Genomic DNA, 22,355 nt, shown 5'->3' on the forward strand with positions numbered 1-22,355 from the left:
TAGGCTAGTGAACAAGCGGCATATAATGGACTCATAAATTGGCGCCACAGAAATGGCGAGCCCAGCCCAAGCGATTTAGGCCGTTGCCCCCGCCTAAAATCAGCGGCATGCTACAAATGTACAGCGCTTGAATCACAGGCGACCGGAGAGTCTCGATGCGAACCGATGCGAAAGTGGTGCACCTCAAGGCCAGCGCCGAGCAAAAGCCCACCTCGCCGGCAGGGAGACTACCTGTCGCGCTCATCAGCGTGCGCGATAAAGCCGCCCAGCAGCTGCGCCTGGCATTGCAGACACTGTTCGACAACGCTGACGACTCGCTCTTTGAGATTGCCGACCGCGCCACCAGCAACGCCGAACAGAACGCTTTTTTTGAAGCTATGCGTGATCTGCGCATGAAGCGCCGCGGCATCGAGCGCAGCTTCCTGCAACAGGTTTTTGAATCTTTTTCCAAACTCAACCAATACGAAATCGGTAAGCCCGCGCCGCAGGAAGCATCGTTTGAGAGCCTGGCGCTGGTGCAGAACGACGAACTGGAAGAGTCGGTCGCGATCGACACCATGGTCGCCAAGGTAATGAGCCGCGCCAGTCAGCCACTCAGCCACCTCACAACCCGCATCAACGTCCTGGTCAGCAAAAAGCTCGACGACAAGAACAATCCGCTGGGCCCCCAGCAACTCTGTGAGTATTTCCTTGAGGCCTGCCGCAGCCTGGGCGTCGAGATCAAGGTCAAGCTGATCATTCTCAAGCTGTTCGAACGTTACGTGTTGACCGATCTTGAGCAGCTGTATGCCGAATCCAACCAGATACTGGTGGCGGCGAGCGTCCTGCCGGAACTGCAATCAGCGCAGCCACGCCGCTCGTCAAACCGCCCAGGCGCGTCAGAAAACAGCCCCTCAAGGTCTGGAGCGGGTTTCAGCGAAGCACCCGCATACGTTGACAGTGGCGTTCAGGAAGCTTTCGGCAGCCTCCAGGCATTGCTTTCGGAACTGCGCGGAAGTGCGCTACCGGCCCGTAACCTGCCCAGCGACGCCATTCCGATCTCCAGCAACGATCTGATGCGTCTGCTCTCGCATTTGCAGTCACGCGCACCGCAGCAGGTCGATGAGTTCGATCTGCAGGACCAGCTAGAGCAACTGCTGCATCGGGTCAGCGCCAAGAGCGGCAAATCACGCGTGGTCGGCGAAGTCGACGAAGACGTCATAAACCTTGTGTCGATGCTGTTCGAGTTCATTCTCGACGACCGCACCCTGCCCGACTCACTCAAGGCACTGATCGGACGATTGCAAATCCCGGTGCTAAAAGTAGCGGTGCTGGACAAGACTTTCTTCAGCCGAGGCAGTCATCCAGCCCGACGTCTGCTTAATGAGATCGCCTCAGCCTCAATGGGCTGGGCCGATCAGGACGAAGTCCAGCGCGACAGCCTGTACCAGAAAATCGAGCAGATTGTGGCGCGCCTGCTGAACGATTTTGTCGATGATGCTGCAATCTTCTCCGAACTGCTCGCCGACTTCCTCGCCTTCACCGGCGACGAGCGACGCCGTAGCGAACTGCTAGAACAGCGCACGCGGGACGCCGAAGAAGGACGCGCTAAAGCCGAAATGGCCCGCCAGGAGGTCGAACATGCGCTTAATCAGCGACTGCTCGGCAAAACCCTGCCCGAAGTTGTTGTTCGACTGCTGCAAGAGGCGTGGAGTAAGGTTCTTCTGCTGACCTGCCTGAAGCATGGCACTCAGTCCGAACAGTGGCAGGCTGCGCTGGCCACTATGGATGACCTTATATGGAGCGTTGCGCCACACGAAGATCTCGAGTCCCGCGCGCGACTACTGGAGCTTGTTCCAAGCCTGTTGAAGAACCTTCGCGACGGCCTGGTAAGCGCGGCGTTTGACCCCTTCTCCACCAGCGACTTCTTTACCCGGCTCGAAGCGCTGCATGTGCAGACCCTACAGCAGCTCAACAAACCGGCCAAAATTGCGCCAGCCAGCGAACCACTCGACCTTGGTCTTGGTAGTTCTACAGCCGACCAGAAGCTGGAACTGCCTCCGCGCGAAGATCCCGTCAACGAACCGGCCAGTTCAGCGATGGTTGAGGTCAACGAGGAGATCGTTTTACTCGCCCCAGGTGAAACCCGGGAGCATGAGCCGGAAATCAACCTGGACGACAACGACGAAGCGCTCATGCAGGTCGATAACCTGCGAGTCGGCAGCTGGGTCGAGTTTCAGGAGGACGAAGAGCACAAGCTCCGCTGCAAGCTTGCTGCGGTGATAAAGCCCACGGGCAAATATATTTTCGTCAACCGCACTGGCATGAAAGTCTTGGAGAAAACCCGAATGGGCCTCGCGATAGAATTCCGTCGCGGTGCAATACGCCTACTCAACGATGCCCTGCTCTTCGACCGCGCCCTGGAGTCGGTAATTGGCAATCTTCGGAGCCTTAAACACAACAATGGGCGATAGAGACAAGTGGGACGGGTAGAAACCCTGCCCCACGCCATTGCCCCACTAGCCCGCCCCACTAGCCCGCCCCACGCTGTCATCCAGCCAACCAGAACCAACTGCCAAGCGTCATCACGCTTGGCTTTTGCCCTCGCACCGCTAGAATGCCTGCATCCCCTTTCGAGGTGCGTATGCCCAGCCGTCTTAAACCCGAAGACCAGGAACGCGTTGACCACTACCTCAGCGCGCCTCAGCACCAAGTCGAGCGCCGGCCTTTTCGGCCGTGGCTGCTCCTTGTGCTGGTCCTGGCAGTGGTACTCGGCCTGGGGCTGCTGAGCCGCCTCCTTAGCCGCCTGGTCCTATGACCGCCACAAGGCGCCGAACCGAATTCCGTAAAGCCTATGAGTTCATTCCATGACACATCGCATCGTAATCGTTGGCGGCGGCGCCGGCGGCCTGGAGCTTGCCACCCGCCTGGGTAGAACCCTGGGCAAGCGTGGCAAGGCGCGTATCACCTTGATCGACGCCAACCTGACGCATATCTGGAAACCCTTACTGCACGAAGTGGCCGCCGGCTCGCTGAACTCGTCCGCTGACGAGCTCAACTATGTAGCGCAGGCGAAATGGAACCACTTTGAGTTCCAGATGGGCCGCATGAGCGGCCTGGAAAGTGAGCGCAAATGCGTACACCTTGCAGCCTCTTTCGATGAGCATGGAGTCGAGCTGGTGCCGGCTCGCACGCTGAGCTATGACACTCTGGTGATCGCAGTCGGTAGCACGACCAATGATTTCGGCACCAAGGGCGCCGCCGAGCACTGCATATTTCTCGACACACGTGAGCAAGCAGAACGATTCCACCGCCTGCTGCTAAGCCACTACATGCGCGCCCATGCCGCTGAAGGCCATCAAAGCACCATCAACATGGCGATTGTCGGCGCTGGCGCCACAGGGGTCGAGCTTGCCGCCGAGCTTCACCACGCCGCACGGGAGCTCGCTGCCTATGGGCTAAACGGCATCAAGCCGGAAAACGTCCATATCACACTCATTGAAGCTGGTCCGCGGGTGCTGCCAGCGCTACCGGAGCGGATCAGCCAGCCGGTGCACCAAACGCTCAAAGATCTGGGCGTCACCGTACTCACTGACGCCGCAGTGAGCGAGGTGACGGATGAAGGCTTGCATACCAAGGATGGCAACTTTGTCCCGGCCACCTTGAAGGTGTGGGCTGCCGGTATCCGAGCGCCGAGCTTCCTAAAAGACATAGACGGACTGGAAAGTAATCGAATCAACCAGCTGCAGGTGCTTCCCACACTGCAGACCACCCGAGACGAAAACATATTCGCCTTCGGCGATTGCGCCGCATGCCCACAACCGGACAGCGATCGCAACGTACCACCGCGAGCGCAGGCGGCACATCAGCAAGCATCGCTACTCGCTAAATCGATTGTCCGGCGACTCGAGGGCAAAGACCTGCCCACTTATCGGTATCGCGATTACGGCTCCCTGATATCGCTGTCGAGCTTCTCAGCCGTAGGCAATCTGATGGGCAACCTCACCGGCAACGTGATGCTGGAAGGATGGTTAGCGCGGATGTTTTACGTTTCCCTGTATCGGATGCATCAGATCGCGCTATACGGCGTGGCTCGTACCGGCCTGATGATGATCGGGGACAAACTCAGCACCAGCACAGTGCCACGCCTCAAGCTTCATTGATTGAGCCGGTAGCCAGCGCCATTATGAGGACAAGCGCTGGCTGTACCGGATAGCTTTCCGGCGACAGAAGTGAAAAACGAGAGGGATCCAGGCCAAAAAAAAAACGGGAGACCCTTTCGGATCTCCCGCTTTCTCACGCCTCTTAACGAGGCGATTTTGGTGGGTCGTGTGGGATTCGAACCTACGACCAATTGGTTAAAAGCCAACTGCTCTACCAACTGAGCTAACGACCCAAAAATGGTCGGGGTAGGGGGATTCGAACTCCCGACATCCTGCTCCCAAAGCAGGCGCGCTACCGGACTGCGCTATACCCCGATATGGAATTTGGCTCCGCGACCAGGACTCGAACCTGGGACCCAATGATTAACAGTCATTTGCTCTACCGACTGAGCTATCGCGGAACTTCATTTCCAGCTCCTCAGGTGGTCTGCGTTACCGCTTGCTTTCCCCCCTCAGAGGCGCGCCATTTTACGGTTATCGGCGCGGCTGTCAACAGAAAAAATACGATTTACTACAATGATTTGCACGACTCGGTGACGCGATCCCGTTCCGCTTTAATAAAGAGGCCGCAGGCACCGCTCGATAGAAGGGTGCCTGCATCACCAGCGTCAGGCGAAGACGATCTCATCTCCCTGTACGGTGCCCGATACACTCGAGCCTGGCTCGAATGCGCCGGACAATATCTTCTGTGCCAGCGGATTCTCGATCCAACGCTGAATCGCCCGTTTCAGAGGCCGAGCGCCATAGACCGGGTCGTAGCCAATCGCGACCAGTTTATCCATGGCTTCGTCACTTAGCTCCAGACTCAGCTCACGCTCAGCCAGTCTCTGGCGCAGTCGACTCAGCTGAATGCGAGCGATGCCGGCAATCTGATCGCGGGCCAGCGGATCAAAGACCACCACTTCGTCGATACGGTTGATGAACTCCGGCCGGAAGTGCTGGCTCACTGCATCCATCACTGCTGCACGCTGCGCATCAGGATCGCCTACCAGCTCCTGGATTTGGGTCGACCCCAGATTCGAGGTCATAACGATTACGGTATTGCGAAAATCCACGGTCCGCCCGTGACTGTCGGTCAGCCGGCCATCCTCAAGCACCTGCAGCAGAATATTGAACACATCGGGATGCGCCTTCTCCACCTCATCGAGCAGGATCACCGAATAAGGTTTGCGCCGTACGGCCTCGGTCAGGTAGCCGCCCTCTTCATAGCCCACATAGCCCGGCGGTGCTCCAATCAGGCGCGCAACCGAATGTTTCTCCATGAACTCGGACATGTCGATTCGGACCATGGCCTCTTCGGTATCGAAGAGGAATTCGGCCAAAGCCTTGCACAATTCGGTCTTGCCCACCCCGGTCGGACCGAGGAACAGGAAAGAGCCGCTGGGACGGTTCGGATCGGCCAATCCGGCCCGCGAACGGCGAACGGCATTTGCTACTGATACAACCGCCTCGTGCTGGCCGATCACACGCTGGTGCAGGAGGCCTTCCATCTTCAGCAACTTTTCGCGCTCGCCTTCGAGCATCTTCGACACGGGGATACCGGTCCACTTCGAGACAACCTCGGCAATTTCCTCATCGGTCACTTTGTTACGCAGCAGCTGATTCTCGGTCTTGCCGTGCTGATCGACCATCTGCAGGCTGCGCTCGAGGTCAGGGATGATGCCGTACTGCAGCTCAGCCATGCGCGCCAGGTCACCCTTACGCCGCGCCGCTTCCAGCTCGGCCTTGGCTTGCTCGATCTTTTGCTGCATCTGGGCAGAGCCTTGTACTTCGGCTTTCTCCGACTTCCAGATCTCCTCGAGGTCGGCATATTCGCGTTCGAGCTTGACGATTTCCTCGTCGAGCTTGGCCAGACGCTTCTTGGTGGCCTCGTCATCCTCGTTCTTCAGTGCTTCGCGCTCGATCTTCAACTGGATCAAACGCCGATCGAGACGATCGAGCTCCTCCGGCTTGGAGTCGATTTCCATACGGATACGGCTGGCCGCCTCGTCGATCAGGTCGATGGCTTTGTCCGGCAGCTGCCGATCGGTGATGTAGCGGTGCGATAGTTTCGCCGCCGCGATGATTGCACCATCTGTGATGGAGACACCGTGGTGCACCTCGTAGCGCTCTTTCAGGCCGCGCAGGATGGCGATGGTGTCTTCTTCACTCGGCTCGTCGACCTGCACACGTTGAAAGCGACGCTCCAACGCGGCGTCCTTCTCAATGTACTGACGATACTCATCAAGGGTGGTAGCCCCGACACAATGCAGCTCGCCACGTGCAAGCGCTGGCTTGAGCATGTTGCCAGCATCCATCGCGCCTTCGGCCTTGCCCGCACCGACCATGGTGTGCAGCTCATCAATAAAGAGAATGACCCGGCCTTCCTGCTTGCTCAGCTCGTTCAGTACCGCCTTCAGGCGCTCTTCGAATTCGCCGCGGAACTTGGCCCCCGCAATCAGCGAGCCCATATCCAGCGCGAGCAACCGCTTGTCCTTGAGCCCGTCCGGGACCTCACCGTTAACGATGCGCTGCGCCAAGCCTTCGACGATAGCGGTCTTGCCCACCCCTGGCTCGCCGATCAGCACCGGGTTGTTCTTGGTGCGTCGTTGCAGCACCTGAATGGTCCGGCGGATTTCGTCATCGCGACCAATCACCGGATCGAGCTTGCCATCCTCGGCGCGCTTGGTCATGTCGACGGTGTACTTGTCCAGCGCTTGCCGCGACTCTTCGGCGTTGGGGTCGTTGACGGCCTCACCACCCCGAAGATTGCTGATGGCGTTTTCCAACGCCTTCTTGCTCACCCCCTGGTCGAGCAGCAGCTTGCCCAGACGACTGCTGCCATCCAAAGCAGCGAGTAGCACCAGTTCACTGGAGATGTATTGGTCGCCCTTCTGCTGCGCGAGGCGGTCAGCCTGGTTGAGCAGGCGCGCCAAGTCCTGCGACATATTCATGTCGCCTGTCGGATTTTGCAGTTTCGGCAACTGATCAAGCTCTTTGGTCAGCGCTTGGCGCAAACCATTGATATCGAAACCCACCTGCATCAGCAGCGGCTTGATCGAGCCGCCCTGCTGCTCGAGCAGCGCCTGCATCAGATGCAAGGGCTCGATGGACGAATGATCGAAACCAACGGCAATGGATTGGGCATCGGAAAGCGCAAGCTGCAGCTTGCTGGTCAAACGATCGATACGCATGTAATCACCTTTCTAGGTAAGGCAGGCCGTGCACTTGAAACGCACTCGAACGAAAGCCTGCGAGATGGACCTTAGATGAGGTTGATTGTTGGAGATTCAAGCCATGCGACCTTGACGCAGGTCATTTCGGTGGTTTAACGCAGGTCAGATGCGAAACGCCAAGGCTGTGAGCCGCGCGACTCAGACCAGCCAGATCAGGCTGGCGAAGCGCCCTGTGCGGGCGGCACGGCGATAGGAGTAAAAACGGGGATCGCTGACGGTACAGAAACCGCCGCCGAAGACAGCCGTAACGCCACACGCAGCCAGATGGATTCGGGCGAGCTGGTAGATGTCGGCCATGAAGTGACCCGCGCGATGGCTGGGCGTAAAGGCTTCGAAACAAGCGGGGTGGCGAGAGATGAACGCATCACGCACCTCGCCGCCCACCTCGAATACCGCAGGGCCTATTGCAGGACCGAGCCACGCAATCAATTGCGGCCCAGGCACCGCCATCGCCGCCACGGTAGCCTCCAACATGCCGGCAGCTAGCCCACGCCATCCTGCATGGGCAGCCGCGACACGCGTCTCGTCGAGGTCGCAGAACAATACCGGCAGGCAGTCGGCGGTCAGTACTGCACAGGCAATACCCGCTTCACCCGTCCAGCAGGCATCGGCGGTAGGGCAACTGCGCGGATTGGCTTCAACAGCGCAATTCGAATGAACCTGGCTCATCCAGGCAGGCTCGCAACCGAGCAGCCGCTGCAGGTGCTGTCGATTTGCAGCCACCCGCTCGGGCACATCCCCGACATGATCGCCCAGGTTGAATCCATCAAAAGGCGCTTGGCTCACGCCACCGCTGCGCGTAGTCACGCACGCTCTCACTCGGCGAGGTGCGGGCCAGTCGGGACGGATCCAGCTCTCCGGCCAATCGGTCACCCGCTAAACGCCTCGCGATCCTGTTGCAACAACGTCAGCAGCCAGACAAAGTCATCCGGCAACGGCGATTCCCATTTCAACCGCTCGCCACTGATCGGGTGGTTGAGCTCCAGAAAGCGCGCATGCAATGCCTGGCGCGGAAAATCGCGCAGCGTTTGTACCATCGTCGGGATCGCTGCCGGCGGGATACGAAAACGTCCGCTATAAAGCGGGTCACCCACCAGCGGGTAACCGATGTGCGTCATATGCACACGGATCTGATGCGTACGCCCGGTTTCAAGCTTGACCCGAACATGAGTGTGCGACCGGAAGCGCTCAAGCACACGATAGTGACTCACGGCAGGCTTGCCGCCCTCGACCACCGCCATGCGCTGGCGCTGCTGCCCATGCCGACCAATCGCTGCATCTATGGTGCCGCCGGTGATGATCACACCGATGACGATAGCCTCGTAGATACGGCTGACGCTGCGTGCCTGCAGCTGTTCCACCAGACGCGTCTGCGCCTGCAAGGTCTTGGCGACCACCATCAGGCCGGTCGTGTCCTTGTCCAGGCGATGCACGATGCCGGCACGCGGCACGTTGATCAGATCAGGAACATGGTGCAACAAGGCATTGAGCAAGGTGCCGTCGGCGTGCCCGGCAGCAGGATGCACCACCAACCCGGACGGCTTGTTCAGCACCAGAATGTGTTCGTCTTCGAAAACGATATCCAGCGGAATGTCCTGCGCCACCCATTCGCCCTGAGCCTGCTGCTCGGCGGAAAGCTTCAGAACGGCACCCGCATGCACTGTATCCCGTGGACGCAGGACAGCGCCGTCGACGGTGAGCTGACCCTCTTTGATCCAGGCGGCGAGACGCGAACGGGAATGCTCGGAGAACAGCTGTGCCGCAACTTGATCAAGGCGCTGCCCGCCGAGGTCGTAGGGCACCTCGGCGCGGAGATGAATGGCCTGGGTGGTGATCGTGGACATAATTAAGGGCGCTTCAATAGTTGGAGAGGCAACCGTGCGATTCGCACCGATTGCGACAGGCGATGAGCCGCTACATGAGAAAGGGGGAGATGCTCTGATCGACAGACAGGAGGCCTATGGGCAGATCCTGAGTCTGAGCAGCCCCTCGACAGCGACACGGGTGCAGCCTTTGGTTTCAGCAACACGCTTGTGTTTAAATACCGCGTCTTTGTCCCGGTCAGCCGGGGCGCCCATCATAACAGGACGGCTCAGCGCAAGACAGCCAGCCGTCACAGGGACGCAAGCCGCCATGCAAGTGAAACACCTGCTGCTGATCGCCATTTTCGCCCTTACCGCTGCCTGTTCGTCCAACGAAACCATCAGTGAAAACCTCGGCGAAGCGGAACTGTACCGGCAGGCACAGGCCGACCTGGACAATAAAAGCTTTACCAGTGCGATCAACAAGCTGAAGGCTCTCGAGTCCCGCTACCCCTTCGGCCGCTTCGCCGAACAGGCACAGCTCGAGTTGATCTATGCCTATTACCGCAACACCGAGCCGGAAGCCGCTCGCTCGTCGGCTGAACGCTTTATCCGCCTGCATCCGCAGCATCCTAGTGTCGATTACGCCTACTACCTGAAGGGCCTGGCCTCCTTCGACCAGGATCGCGGCCTGCTGGCGCGCTTCCTCCCGCTTGACATGACCAAGCGTGACCCTGGCGCTGCACGCGATTCCTTCAACGAGTTCGCCCAGCTGACCACTCGCTTCCCGAACAGCCGCTACTCCCCGGATGCCAAGGCACGGATGGTCTATCTGCGTAACTTGTTGGCGGCGAATGAGATCCATGTTGCTGACTATTACTTGCGCCGCCAGGCTTACGTGGCCGCCGCCAATCGCGGTCGCTATGTAGTGGAAAACTTCCAAGGCACGCCCGCAGTCGGTGATGGCCTGGCCGTCATGACCGAAGCCTATCAACGCCTTGGCCTCGAGGAGCTCGCTAGCACCAGCCTAGATACGCTTAAGCTCAACTACCCGCAACACCCCAGCCTGGAAGAGGGTGAGTTCGTGCCTAGCCAGGAAGAGGCCGATAACCGCAGCAGGCTGTCCCGCGCCACACTCGGCCTGATCGACACCGAGAACAAAGCCCCGGACCGCTCGCAATCCAACCGCGACGTGGTGCGTCAGTATGAGAATGCTGCCCAGGATCTCCCGGATGAACTGCGCCCAGTGTTGAGGGAAGCGGAAACCGAAGCTGCAAAGGAAGAGCAAAGCGAAGACCGATCCTGGTGGAGCTATCTGACCTTCGGCCTCTTCGACTGAGTACCCAACCGCAGCCTGCCAGAGCGGCAGGCCCGCACGGCTTAGCCAGGAAGTACATATATGGGCCTGTTTCGACTGTTGTTCTGGATCATCCTGATTGCAGCGGCGTTCTGGCTCTGGCGTCGCCTGACCAGCAAGCCTGCAGCAGGCAAACCGCAACAGACCACGGTTATGACAGTTCGCTGTGTTCAATGCGGCGTGCATCTGCCACGTGAGCAGGCACTGCAGAGCCATGATCGGTGGTATTGCAGCCAGGCGCATCTGGAACAGGACAACAAGTCGGGTGGGAACTGAACACCTGACGTTTTTCGGTTACAAGGGCCGACGAATCCTTCGGCTCTATCATCTTTATCGCGTCGTAATCGGCTTGGTGCTGGTTCTGCTCATTAGCAGCGACCTGCACAACGATTTGATGCGCATGACCAACCCGACGGAGTTCTACTACGGCGCCTGGCTCTATCTGATTCTCAACGTCTTCGCAGCCGTCTTGCTGCAGAACCCCAAGCGAGAGCTGCCGGTACTGGCGCTCGCGTTACTGGACGTCACCCTGCTGGCCGCACTGTTCTACTTCGCGGGCGGTACGCCAAGCGGCATCGGTAACCTGCTGATCGTAGCGGTCGCCATCGCCAATATCCTGCTGCACGGCCGCGTCGGCTTTTTCATCGCCGCAGTCGCCGCAACCGGCCTCATCTATCTGACGTTCTACCTCAGCCTAAGCGACAGCGCGGCAAGCAGTCAGTATGTTCAGGCCGCCGCACTTGGCACACTGTGCTTCGCCGCCGCACTATTAGTGCAGGGCCTTACCAGACGGCTGCAAGTCAGCGAAACGCTTGCCCGCCAGCGGGCCGAAGAGGTCGCAAACCTCGAAGCCCTTAACGCCCAGATTCTGCAGCGCATGCGCACCGGAATCCTTGTCCTCGATCCTCAGGAACGTGTGCTGCTTGCCAATCAGGGCGCGCTCGAGCTGCTCGGACAACAGTCACTGACTGGCGAACGACTAGCGCCGCGCTGCCCGGAAATTATCAAGGGCCTGCAACGCTGGCGTGACAATCCGACCCTGCGGCCGCGCAACTTCAAGGCCACGCCTGACGGCGCTACTCTGCAGCCGAGCTTCGCTACGCTGCAGCATGGCGTGAAGCAGGACACGCTGGTGTTTCTTGAAGACATCTCGCAGATCGCACAGAAGGCCCAGCAGCTAAAACTCGCGTCGCTCGGGCGGCTGACCGCCAGCATCGCCCACGAAATCCGCAACCCGCTCGGGGCGATCAGCCATGCCGCCCAGCTGCTGCAGGAATCAGAGGTGCTGGACGCTGCGGATTTACGGCTGACGCAGATCATTCAGGATCACTCGCGGCGCATGAACCTGGTCATCGAGAACGTGCTGCAGCTGTCGCGTCGTCGCCAGGCCGAGCCACAACTGCTGGACCTGAAATACTGGGTGCATCGATTCGCCAGCGAATTTCGCCAGACGCTACCGCCTCAGCAAATTGTCCACGTAGAGACTCAGGGCAGTTCACTGCAGACCCGCATGGACCCGAATCAACTGATTCAAGTGCTAACCAATCTGGTGCAGAACGGCCTGCGCTACAGTGGCCAGAAACATGACCAGGCACAGGTATGGCTGAAACTCTTCCGAGACGAGACGAGCGACCTCCCCGTACTGGAGGTACTCGACAATGGTGCAGGCGTGCCGGCCGAGCAGGTCCAGAATATCTTCGAGCCGTTCTTCACCACCGAGAACAAGGGTACGGGGCTGGGGCTGTATATCTCTCGCGAGCTCTGCGAAAGCAATCAGGCGCGGCTGGATTACCGTGAACGAGACGAGGGAGGCAGCTGCTTTCGTATCGTCTTTGCGCATCCGCGCAAGCTGAGCTGAGCCCGCCGAGAAGGCAACGGGTCACACATCGGCCACGGCCGCGGTACAACCTAGGTCATGTAGCGTTAACATTGCGGACCCGCACTACCATGTCGAAGACCGAGACCATGACCGTTCGCCAGAAAGCACTGATCATCGATGACGAACCCGATATCCGTGAGCTCCTGGAGATCACCCTCGGACGCATGAAGCTGGACACCCGCAGCGCCCGCAACCTCAAGGAAGCCAAGGAGTGCCTGGCGCGCGAGCACTACGATCTGTGCTTGACCGATATGCGGCTGCCTGACGGATGCGGTTTAGAGCTGGTGCAGTTCATTCAGCAGCAGTACCCGCAATTGCCGGTCGCGATGATCACCGCCTATGGCAGTCTGGACACGGCCATTGGGGCGCTCAAGGCCGGGGCCTTCGACTTTCTCACCAAACCGGTGGATCTCGGTCGGCTCCGCGAACTGGTCAATACCGCGCTGCGGCTGCGCACGCCGAACCCAAACGAACTTACAGTCGACAGCCGCTTACTCGGCGCCTCGCCGCCGATGAATATGCTGCGCAAACAGATCGGGAAACTGGCGCGCAGCCAGGCACCGGTTTACATCAGTGGCGAATCCGGCAGTGGCAAGGAATTGGTCGCGCGGCTGATTCACGAGCAAGGACCCCGTCACGAACGGCCATTCGTTCCGGTCAACTGCGGGGCGATTCCCTCGGAGCTGATGGAAAGCGAATTCTTCGGGCATAAGAAGGGCAGCTTTACCGGGGCGATGGAAGACAAGCCCGGGCTGTTCCAGGCGGCCAATGGCGGCACGCTGTTTCTCGACGAAGTAGCCGATCTGCCTCTGCCGATGCAAGTGAAACTGCTGCGGGCGATCCAGGAAAAAGCCGTGCGCTCCGTTGGCGGCGCCAAGGAAGTCGTGGTCGATGTGCGGATTCTTTGCGCCACACACAAGGATTTGGCAAGCGAAGTCGCCGCGGGACGCTTTCGGCAGGACCTCTACTACCGGCTGAACGTCATCGAATTACGCGTGCCGCCCCTGCGCGAGCGCCGCGAGGATATTGCCCAGCTGGCCGAGGTGATGCTTCGCCGCCTCGCCCAGGAATGCGGCGACACGCCGGCCCGGCTGCAAGCCGATGCGCTTGCAAAACTGCAGAGTTATCGCTTCCCCGGCAACGTGCGCGAGCTGGAAAACATGCTTGAGCGTGCCTACACGCTCTGTGAAGGCGAAGAAATCAAACCCAGCGACCTGCGGCTTTCCGATGCACCCGGCATGCCGGAGAATGGCGAAGCAAGCCTGGCGCAGATCGACAATCTTGAAGACCACCTCGAAGAGGTCGAGCGCAAACTGATCATGCAGGCGCTGGAAGAAACCCGTTGGAATCGCACCGCCGCCGCCCAACGGCTGGGGCTGTCGTTCCGCTCCATGCGGTATCGGCTGAAGAAGCTGGGGCTCGACTGAGCACACAAACCGCGGCCCCGAAGGGCCGCGGAGCGCCCGTTATCCCTGCGACAGCAGATTACGCAGGTCGATAATCGCCGCGTTGGCTCGTGAAATATAATTCGCCATGACCAACGAGTGGTTGGCGAGCACGCCATAACCGCTGCCGTTTAGCACCATTGGGCTCCACAGCGGTTCCTGCGCAGCTTCCAGTTCGCGGATGATCTGCCTGACGCTGATCGCCGCATTCTTTTTCGCCAACACGTCGGCAAAGTCCACTTCAATGGCGCGCAATAGATGCGACAGTGCCCACGCTTGTCCTCGCGCCTCGTAGAACACGTTATCGATCTGCATCCAGGACGTCTCGACACGCTCTTCCTCAACCACTTGCCTGACGCCTTCGCGCTCAAGTTCGGCCGCCACCTGCCCGTCCAGACGGACACGTCCAACGCTGGCCGACAAACGCTGAGACAGCGACCCCAACCGGGTCCCTACATCACCAAGCCAGTTATTCAAGTTGTCAGCACGCGAGTAGAACTGCGCTTTGGCGGTCGGGTCGCTCAAACGCGCCAGGTAACGGTTGAGATAACGAATACCGTTGCGGTATTCCGATTCGCTGGCGGGCAGAGCCCAGCTGCGATTGTCGAAGTTGAACAGCGGTTCGGCTTTGGACAGATCTGGGTCTTCCGTCGACTGGGATTGGGAACGTGCGAAATCCTTGCGTAGCGCGCGACTGAGGTCGCGGACCTGAACAAGCACCCCGTATTCCCAGCTTGGCATATTGTCCAGCCAAATGCCGGGGGGCGCGATGTCGTTGCTCAGATAGCCGCCTGGCTTGTCGAGCAAGGTGCTCGCGACCTGCTTAAGGGTTTCGACCGTCGTGTAGCCATTAACAATCTGCTGCTGCGAAGCATCAGCGGCTTGCCGGACATGCTGCTGTACCGGGAAGCGGTCAGGTTCGGAGCTCCAGTACCACCCGACCAAGAGGGCTACCAATAAGTAGAGGCCGATCAACAGGGCGATCCCCAGCAATAGCGGATTGCGAGTCGCCCCATCCGCTCTGGCTGAGTTTCCCGACAAGCCGAGGCGGCCGAAGCGATTCTTCCAATCCAACATGGGCGTCTGTCCTTCTCTTCATAAATTCAAAGATTCGATCGCCGGTCACGCGGAGCGTGCGGCATGTGAACCACTATAACGCAGCCGGTCGGCGGCAAGCCTCATAATGAGAACTAGGCCGCCTATCCAGAGCCATTGCTAATAACTGATAGGTGGTAGCATTGGGCCACCATAGTGGCCTCTGAGAGCACTGCCGCAGCGGGCCAGGGAACCGGACATGTCGGACCAAGAAGAACTTAAACAGCACTTCGCCCAACGGGTCATCCACCAGGCTCGGGAGGTGCTCGAAGTCTGGCAGCAACTGCAACGCAGCGAATGGAATGACGCTTACCGGTCTGCTCTGGCTGATGCCAATCAGCGCTTACGAAAATTTGCCGAGCGCTTCGAGCAAACCGAACATCGACTGCTCGCGCTTGGCATCGAAGATTGCCTAGGCGACATTCGTGACAATCGCGGAAGACTGTCCAGCGACACCATTGCCACCCTCAGCCAGCTGGTCTACCGTCTTGCACGCACGGGTCTACGCCATGGCGATCCGCGCGGGCAGTCTGCGTACGTACCGCCGTTGAGCAAACCCGTCTACATCGCACTGGAAGACCACCAACGCGCCCAACACGTGGTTCGCCAACTCGAATTCTTCAGCATGAATGCGCAGGCTTTCGCCAGCGATGGGGAATTCCGCGCAGCGATGCATGAGCGGCACCCGGCCGCGATCGTCATGGATGTGGACTTCAATGGGCCCGGTGAAGGCCTGCGGCTTGCCGAGCGCATTCAGCAAGGGCTGGAAGAGAAGCTGCCGCTGATTTTCTTCAGCCATCAGGAAACCGACACACCGATGCGACTGGCGGCCGTGCGCGCCGGAGGGCTGGAGTTCTTCACAGGCACCATCGATGCGTCGTGCCTTCTGGAAAAAATCGAAATCTTCACCCGCACTGCACACTACGAACCCTTCCGCGTCCTGATCATCGATGACTCGCGAGCTCAGGCGACACACACTGAAAGGGTATTGAACAACGCGGGGATCATCACCCAGACACTCAATGAGCCGATCCAGGCGATCAACTACCTGGCTGAATTCCAGCCGGATCTGATCATCCTCGACATGTACATGCCCGAGTGCATGGGTACTGAACTGGCCAAAGTGATCCGGCAGCATGAGCGCTACGTCAGCGTGCCCATCATTTATCTCTCGGCCGAAGACGACCTCGACAAGCAGCTCGACGCGATGAACGAAGGCGGCGATGATTTTCTGACCAAACCGATCAAACCCAGCCATCTGATTGCCACGGTTCGCACCCGCGCTGAGCGGGCCCGCAGCTTGAAAGCCAGGATCGTCCGAGACAGCCTGACCGGCCTTTACAACCATACGCACAGCCTTCAACTGCTCGAAGACGCCAGCTCTCGTGCCCGCCGCGACGGGCAACCGTTGTGCTTCGCAATGATCGATATCGATCATTTCAAGAAGGTCAACGACACCTATGGCCATCCAATGGGAGACAGGGTGATCAAGAGCCTCGCCCTGTTTCTCAAGCAACGCCTGCGCAAGACCGACCACATCGGCCGCTATGGAGGTGAAGAGTTTGCGGTGGTCATGCCCGACACCACAGTGCAGAACGCCGCGAAGGTGCTGGACGAAATACGCGAACGCTTCTCCGAAATCCGCTACCCGGCGCAGCCAGTCGATCTGGCCTGCACCTTTAGCTGCGGCATTGCCGAGCTCACCCCGAGCGCGGACATCAAATCATTGACGCAGCAGGCAGACGAAGCGCTATACAACGCTAAACATGCTGGACGAAACCGAGTGGACAAGTTCCGGCCGTCACAGAACTGACATCAAACAGCCATATCTTCTAGCCTCCAGAATCCCCGGAGGCCAGGATGCGCCTGAAGTCCCTTACCACCCTGAATACCTTGCTGCTCGTCGCCATTTGCTTTGCCCTGGGCGCAACGCTTTGGTGGTCGGAGCGTGCGCTGGAGCGTCCGTACCAGCTGATGGGTCAGTACCTGAGCCTTTCCCAGCGTTTTCAGCATCAGGTCGCCGACAATATCCAGGACTACCTGAGTAGTGGCGACGCCCTACGACACAAAGCCGCTCTGACTGAGCTAGAGGGGCTGGCAGCAGATGTGAGCGCCCTGCCCGGCCCGTTCGCCAATCGTCTGCAGCCGAGCCTGGAACAGCTCCACCAGTTCGCCGCTACTGAGCTGCTCGCCGCAGGCAAGCTGGCCGGCGATCCTCAAGGCCTGCTACTGCAGGCCGAGCGTGAGATAGCAGGCGTACTGGAGCAGCTGCATCGCTATGCCGCGCAAGGTCAGCATGAAGCCGTCACTCTTTATCAACAGCCACTGTTCGAAGCAAGTCGACAACTGCTTCGCCTCAGCCACGCGAGAGCCAAGCTGACGGCCAGCGGCAACGGCGAGCTGGCGGCCGAGGTAGAGCAAGCACTGCAAGCAATAACGAAGGAAGCGCAAACGCTGCAAGCCCTACCGCTGCTCGGCGTTGCAAGTGCGCAAACATCCGGCGCAAGCACCTTCGCTGCGCTCTTGGACCTCGACGAGCAAGCCCCAGCGCAGACAACTGAAGACCAAGGCATCGCCTTCAAACGCGACCTCGCCAGCCTCCTGAAGCGATATCCGGGAGAACTGCAACGCACACGCGGACTGATCGAGCAACGCCTGAAACTGATGGACAGCACCGAGCAGAAAGTCGCATCCCTACAAATGGCACTCGACGACCTAGAGCCAGAGATCCGCGCAGAACATGGCCGTATCCAAGCAGAAGTACGGCTGATTCAGGGCACCATCATCGCGTTGATTCTATTGGTTGCACTTGCCATTGATCGTTTGCAGCGCCAACTCACGCGCTCGCTTGGGCAACTGGCTCCGGCGCTCTCCGCCTGGGCCGGCGGCGATTTCGAAAAACCTATCGATATCCGATCCAAAACGCCTGAGCTGGTCGAAATCGGCACGTCGCTCAACCAGCTACGCAGCTACCTGCTCACGCTTGTCGGCACGCTGCGCCAACATGCACAAGAGGTGACCGGCAATAGTCGGAGCCTCGCGGAAATGAGCAATGATCTGCACCAAGGTGCCAGCCGCCAGAGCAGCGACACTGCGCAGATCCGGGACGCGCTGGGTGAACTGGAAGCCACCATCCAGGATGTCGCTACCAGCGCAGACCAGACGGCCGAGGCCGGCCGCGCTGCGGGCCACGCCGTAACCCAGGGACAGCAGGTCATCGGCAGAAGCCTGACCGGACTGCACGGCCTGGTTAGCGAAGTGCAAAGCAACGCCTTGGCCATCGAACGCCTGGCTGACGAAACCGGAACGATTGGCAAGGTACTGACCGTCATTCGCTCGATCGCAGAGCAAACCAATCTGCTTGCTCTGAATGCAGCGATCGAGGCCGCAAGAGCTGGCGAACAGGGACGTGGCTTTGCCGTCGTAGCTGACGAGGTACGTACCCTGGCGCAACGCACCAGTGGTGCCACTGAGGAGATTCAGCTGCTGATCGGGAGCTTGCAGACCGCTGCACATCAATCGGTCCAAGCCATGCGCATCCAGGTCAATCACGCCGAAGAGACAGCCCAGCTGGCCGAGACGGCGGATTCGGCGCTGAATCAGATTGTGGTCACCATCGGTTCCATTGAGCAGATGGCCGCACAGATCGCGCTAGCCACCGCCCAGCAGAGCGAAGCGGTCAGCGAAATCCGTGGCCACAGCGAACGTATTCATCAGCTCGGCGATAGCAACCTGACGCATATCAGCCGTGGCCGTGAGCAGAGTGAACAGATGCTGCACCTGGCCAGCGAGCTGAACCAGGCGACACTGGCGTTCAAAGGCTGAACGCGGTCGTATAGAAGCTCTGGCGCCTCAGATGGGCGCCAGTTATGGCTCAACGAGGGACAGCGGGGCGCTGGGAAGGCTTACGCCCCTTTGCGCTAGGCTTGCCGCCACCGGCTGCAGCCTTACGCCGCGCTTCGGCTGCCGCCTTGGCCTCTTCACGCTTGTCCCATGCATTGCCATCGTGGCTGCGCGGAGGCAAACCGTTGTGCTGGGTGAGAATCTTGCCGCCCTGTCCGGCCTTCTTGCTGCCGACCGGGGTCGAATTCTTGCGACGGGCGCTCTGATAGCCTTCGGTCGCAGGCTGATGCGCCGGGATCAGCTGATTCTTACCGCTGCCGATCAGATCGGCGCGGCCCATCCGCTGCAAGGCTTCGCGCAGCATCGGCCAACCCTTGGGGTCGTGATAGCGCAGAAAGGCCTTGTGAAGACGACGCTGTTCCTCACTTTTGACGATGGGCACGCCTTCGCTCTTGTAGGTGACCTTGCGCAGCGGGTTCTTCCCGCTGTGGTACATCGCCGTGGCGCTCGCCATGGGTGACGGATAGAAAGCCTGAACCTGATCGGCGCGGAAACCATTGGCTTTCAGCCACAGCGCGAGGTTCATCATGTCCTCGTCAGTGGTGCCTGGGTGCGCCGCGATGAAGTACGGAATCAGGTACTGCTCCTTGCCCGCCTCCTTCGAATACTTGTCGAACATCCGCTTGAACTTGTCATAGCTGCCGATCCCCGGCTTCATCATCTTGTCCAGCGGACCGCGCTCGGTATGCTCAGGCGCAATCTTCAGATAACCGCCAACGTGATGAGTAACCAGCTCTTTCACGTATTCCGGCGACTCGACAGCCAGGTCGTAACGCAGCCCGGATGCGATCAGGATTTTCTTCACACCAGGCAACGCACGCGCTTTGCGGTACAACTCGATCAAGGAGCTGTGGTCGGTGTTGAGATTCTCGCAGATGCCCGGATAGACGCAGGATGGCTTGCGGCAATGCTGCTCGATCTCAGGGCTCTTGCAGGCGATGCGGTACATATTGGCGGTCGGCCCGCCAAGGTCCGATACCACACCGGTGAAGCCCGGCAGCTTCTTCATCTCTTCGATCTCGTGCAGGATCGACTCGTGCGAGCGGTTTTGGATGATCCGGCCTTCGTGCTCAGTAATGGAACAGAAGGTACAGCCACCGAAGCAACCACGCATGATGTTCACCGAGAAGCGAATCATGTCGTAAGCAGGGATCTTCTCGCCGCCATAGGCGGGATGCGGCACGCGCGCATACGGCGATGCGAATACGTAGTCCATCTCTTCGGTGGTCAAGGGGATCGGCGGCGGGTTCAGCCAAATGTCATGATCGCCGTGACGCTGCACCAGAGCGCGAGCGTTGCCTGGATTGGTCTCCAGATGCAGCACGCGATTGGCGTGGGCATATAGCGCCGGGTCGTTACGAACCTTCTCGAACGACGGCAGGCGGATCACGGTTCGGTCACGTTCGATCTTCGGACTGGGCAGAAGCTGGACGACCTTCGCCTCGTTCGGATCCTCGACTGGCCCCTTCTCCTGCTCGATGGCGCAGGCCTGCAAATCTTGCGTATTCACATAGGGGTTGATGATCTTGTCGACCTTGCCCGGACGATCGATACGGGTTGAGTCGATCTCGAACCAGCCCTCAGGCGCGTCACGCCGAACAAATGCAGTACCGCGAACATCGGTGATTTGCTCAACTGTCTCACCACGCGCAAGGCGTTGCGCCACTTCGACGATAGCCCGTTCGGCGTTGCCATACAGCAGGATGTCAGCCGTGGCGTCCATCAGGATCGAGCGGCGCACCTTGTCCTGCCAGTAGTCATAGTGGGCGATGCGGCGCAACGATGCTTCGATACCGCCGAGCACGACTGGAGTGTCAGTGTAGGCTTCCTTGCAGCGCTGGCTGTAGACCAGGCTCGCCCGATCAGGGCGCTTTCCGGCTTGCCCGCCCGGGGTGTAGGCGTCGTCCGATCGGATCTTGCGGTCAGCCGTGTAGCGATTGATCATCGAGTCCATGTTGCCGGCAGCGATGCCAAAAAACAGATTCGGCTGGCCGAGCTTCATGAAGTCGTCTTTGCTCTGCCAGTTTGGCTGGCTAATGATGCCAACGCGAAACCCCTGTGCTTCCAGCAGACGCCCGATGATGGCCATGCCAAACGACGGATGGTCGACGTAAGCGTCCCCGGTCACGATGATGACATCGCATGAATCCCAGCCGAGCTGATCCATCTCCTCCCTGCTCATCGGCAGGAACGGCGCCGGACCGAAACACTCGGCCCAGTACTTGGGATAGTCAAAAAGGGGCTTGGCTGCGTGCATGGCTAGAAACCGGGGCAACGAAAACGGGCGCGGAATATAGCACAAAAAATGATCAGGAAGGCCGACCAGATTAGTCGGCTTTTACTGATGCTGGGTAAACGAAACGGCGCCTAGCCCTCGATATAGCGCCGAGGCACGCGCTGGGTAACCTTGGTCAGCAGCTCATAGCCGATGGTGCCGCAGGCCTGCGCCAGTTCGTCGATAGGGATCTCGTTGCCCCATAACTCCACTGCATCGCCAAGGCTTGCGGCAGGCAGATCAGTAACGTCGACCGCGAGCATGTCCATCGAAACCCGACCAGCCAGCGGAACACGCTGGCCACGGATCGCCACGCACGTCCCGGGCGGCGCCGTACGCGGATACCCATCAGCATAACCACAACTAACCGTGGCGATACGCGAAGGACGCTGGGCCACCCAACTGGCGCCGTAGCCAACACTTTCGCCCGCGTAAACCTCGCGGATCGCGATGATCGAAGCCGTCAGCGTCATTACCGGCTTCAGCCCCAGGGTCTTAGCGCTCAACTCGGCGAATGGCGAAGCACCGTACAGCATGATCCCGGGGCGCAGCCAATCCATGTGTGCAGCAGACATGGTCAGCACAGCGGCGGAGTTGGCGAATGAGCGGTTGTCGAATTCGAGATCCAGCAGACCAGTGAATTGCTCCAGCTGCGCCTCGTTGAGTGGATGGCCCCGCTCATCGGCACAGGCGAAATGGCTCATCAAGTTGAGTTCTGCAACCTGCGTCGCGCCTTGCAGGCGAGCATGGGCGCGGCGCAACGCATCGGCGCTGAAACCTAAGCGGTGCATACCGGAGTCGAGCTTCAGCCACAGATTCAACGGCCGCTCGATATGTCCAGCCAGCAGGGCGTCCAGCTGAGCTTCGCCTTGAACGGCGACGTCCAACCCAAGCTCGGCCGCTGCGACATATTCGCTCGGCTCGAAGCAGCCTTCGAGCAACAACAGCCTCGCGCTCGAATCGACCGCCCGAACCTGCTCCGCCTCTTCCAGCGACGCTACCGCGAACCCGTCCGCCACATCGCGCAGACACTCGACTGCCGCGGGCGAACCATGCCCGTAAGCGTTAGCCTTGACCACGGCAAAGGCTTTACGCCCTGGAGCACACTGTTTGGCTAGCTGATAGTTGTGACGAAGCGCGGCAAGATCGACCGTTGCAACCAGGGGACGCATGGAAAGCCCTTCAGGACAGAAGTGAGCCGTTATTGTCCGGCGGTTTCTGTCAGGCCCGCAAGCGGGTGCG

15 protein-coding genes and 3 tRNA genes are annotated in these 22,355 nt (G+C 59.6%); 9 read left to right on the plus strand and 9 right to left on the minus strand.

All coding sequences use genetic code 11. The annotated features are described in order from the left end of the window. Positions 1–155: 155 nt before the first annotated feature. From C1896_18305 to C1896_18315, 3 genes are all read left to right on the plus strand, one after another. Positions 156–2,453 carry a DUF1631 domain-containing protein gene (locus tag C1896_18305; GenBank protein AZZ46696.1) on the plus strand — a complete coding sequence of 766 codons (2,298 nt, stop codon included), beginning with the start codon at positions 156–158 and terminating at the stop codon, positions 2,451–2,453. A 170-nt stretch (positions 2,454–2,623) separates the two neighbouring features. Beyond that, a complete protein-coding gene (locus C1896_18310) occupies positions 2,624–2,797 on the plus strand; it encodes a DUF3094 domain-containing protein (protein ID AZZ46697.1) in 174 nt (57 codons plus the stop codon). A gap of 49 nt (positions 2,798–2,846) precedes the next feature. Then, complete coding sequence (locus C1896_18315) at positions 2,847–4,142, plus strand: FAD-dependent oxidoreductase (GenBank protein ID AZZ46698.1); 1,296 nt, start codon at positions 2,847–2,849, stop codon at positions 4,140–4,142. 157 nt (positions 4,143–4,299) lie between these two features. Here the strand turns inward: C1896_18315 and C1896_18320 are convergent. The 6 genes from C1896_18320 to C1896_18345 all read right to left on the minus strand — a co-directional run bounded on the left by C1896_18320 (position 4,300) and on the right by C1896_18345 (position 9,201). Continuing rightward, a tRNA-Lys gene (locus C1896_18320) sits at positions 4,300–4,375 on the minus strand. A 5-nt stretch (positions 4,376–4,380) separates the two neighbouring features. Beyond that, a tRNA-Pro gene (locus C1896_18325) sits at positions 4,381–4,457 on the minus strand. A gap of 10 nt (positions 4,458–4,467) precedes the next feature. Beyond that, a tRNA-Asn gene (locus C1896_18330) sits at positions 4,468–4,543 on the minus strand. Between the two features lie 207 nt (positions 4,544–4,750). Further along, positions 4,751–7,315 carry an ATP-dependent chaperone ClpB gene (locus C1896_18335; GenBank protein AZZ46699.1) on the minus strand — a complete coding sequence of 855 codons (2,565 nt, stop codon included), beginning with the start codon at positions 7,313–7,315 and terminating at the stop codon, positions 4,751–4,753. Between the two features lie 180 nt (positions 7,316–7,495). Then, on the minus strand, positions 7,496–8,230 hold the full coding sequence (locus C1896_18340) for a peptidoglycan editing factor PgeF (GenBank protein AZZ46700.1): 735 nt from the start codon (positions 8,228–8,230) through the stop codon (positions 7,496–7,498). Continuing rightward, complete coding sequence (locus C1896_18345) at positions 8,227–9,201, minus strand: 23S rRNA pseudouridine(1911/1915/1917) synthase RluD (protein AZZ46701.1); 975 nt, start codon at positions 9,199–9,201, stop codon at positions 8,227–8,229. Before C1896_18345 ends, C1896_18340 begins: the two co-directional genes overlap by 4 nt. Before the next feature lie 289 nt (positions 9,202–9,490). On the opposite strand from C1896_18345, the gene C1896_18350 reads away from it, so the two are divergent. The 4 genes from C1896_18350 (at position 9,491) to C1896_18365 (ending at position 13,822) form a co-directional block, all read left to right on the plus strand. Next, positions 9,491–10,498, plus strand: a complete 1,008-nt coding sequence (locus tag C1896_18350) for an outer membrane protein assembly factor BamD (GenBank protein ID AZZ46702.1) — start codon at positions 9,491–9,493, stop codon at positions 10,496–10,498. Positions 10,499–10,558: 60 nt separating this feature from the next. Beyond that, the gene (locus C1896_18355) at positions 10,559–10,792 is read left to right on the plus strand and encodes a hypothetical protein (protein ID AZZ46703.1); all 234 of its coding nucleotides are present in this window, start codon (positions 10,559–10,561) and stop codon (positions 10,790–10,792) included. After that, positions 10,782–12,374: a PAS domain-containing sensor histidine kinase gene (locus C1896_18360; protein AZZ46704.1), complete on the plus strand. Its 1,593-nt coding sequence runs from the start codon at positions 10,782–10,784 to the stop codon at positions 12,372–12,374. The genes C1896_18355 and C1896_18360 overlap by 11 nt, the downstream gene beginning before the upstream one ends. Before the next feature lie 107 nt (positions 12,375–12,481). Continuing rightward, the gene (locus C1896_18365) at positions 12,482–13,822 is read left to right on the plus strand and encodes a sigma-54-dependent Fis family transcriptional regulator (GenBank protein ID AZZ47729.1); all 1,341 of its coding nucleotides are present in this window, start codon (positions 12,482–12,484) and stop codon (positions 13,820–13,822) included. A 39-nt stretch (positions 13,823–13,861) separates the two neighbouring features. Here C1896_18365 and C1896_18370 read toward each other — a convergent pair whose 3' ends face one another. Further along, a complete protein-coding gene (locus C1896_18370) occupies positions 13,862–14,917 on the minus strand; it encodes a DUF2333 domain-containing protein (GenBank protein AZZ46705.1) in 1,056 nt (351 codons plus the stop codon). Between the two features lie 217 nt (positions 14,918–15,134). Here C1896_18370 and C1896_18375 point away from each other — a divergent pair, with 217 nt between their 5' ends. Next, on the plus strand, positions 15,135–16,748 hold the full coding sequence (locus C1896_18375) for a diguanylate cyclase response regulator (GenBank protein AZZ46706.1): 1,614 nt from the start codon (positions 15,135–15,137) through the stop codon (positions 16,746–16,748). 47 nt (positions 16,749–16,795) lie between these two features. After that, on the plus strand, positions 16,796–18,760 hold the full coding sequence (locus C1896_18380; protein AZZ46707.1) for a chemotaxis protein: 1,965 nt from the start codon (positions 16,796–16,798) through the stop codon (positions 18,758–18,760). Between the two features lie 49 nt (positions 18,761–18,809). On the opposite strand, the gene C1896_18385 is transcribed toward C1896_18380, so the two are convergent. Further along, positions 18,810–21,095, minus strand: coding sequence for a YgiQ family radical SAM protein (locus tag C1896_18385; GenBank protein AZZ46708.1), 2,286 nt, complete (start codon positions 21,093–21,095; stop codon positions 18,810–18,812). 110 nt (positions 21,096–21,205) lie between these two features. Then, complete coding sequence (gene alr, locus C1896_18390; GenBank protein AZZ46709.1) at positions 21,206–22,285, minus strand: alanine racemase; 1,080 nt, start codon at positions 22,283–22,285, stop codon at positions 21,206–21,208. Between the last annotated feature and the right edge of the window lie 70 nt (positions 22,286–22,355).

The organism is Pseudomonadaceae bacterium SI-3, from assembly GCA_004010935.1.
Lineage (GTDB): Bacteria > Pseudomonadota > Gammaproteobacteria > Pseudomonadales > Pseudomonadaceae > Stutzerimonas.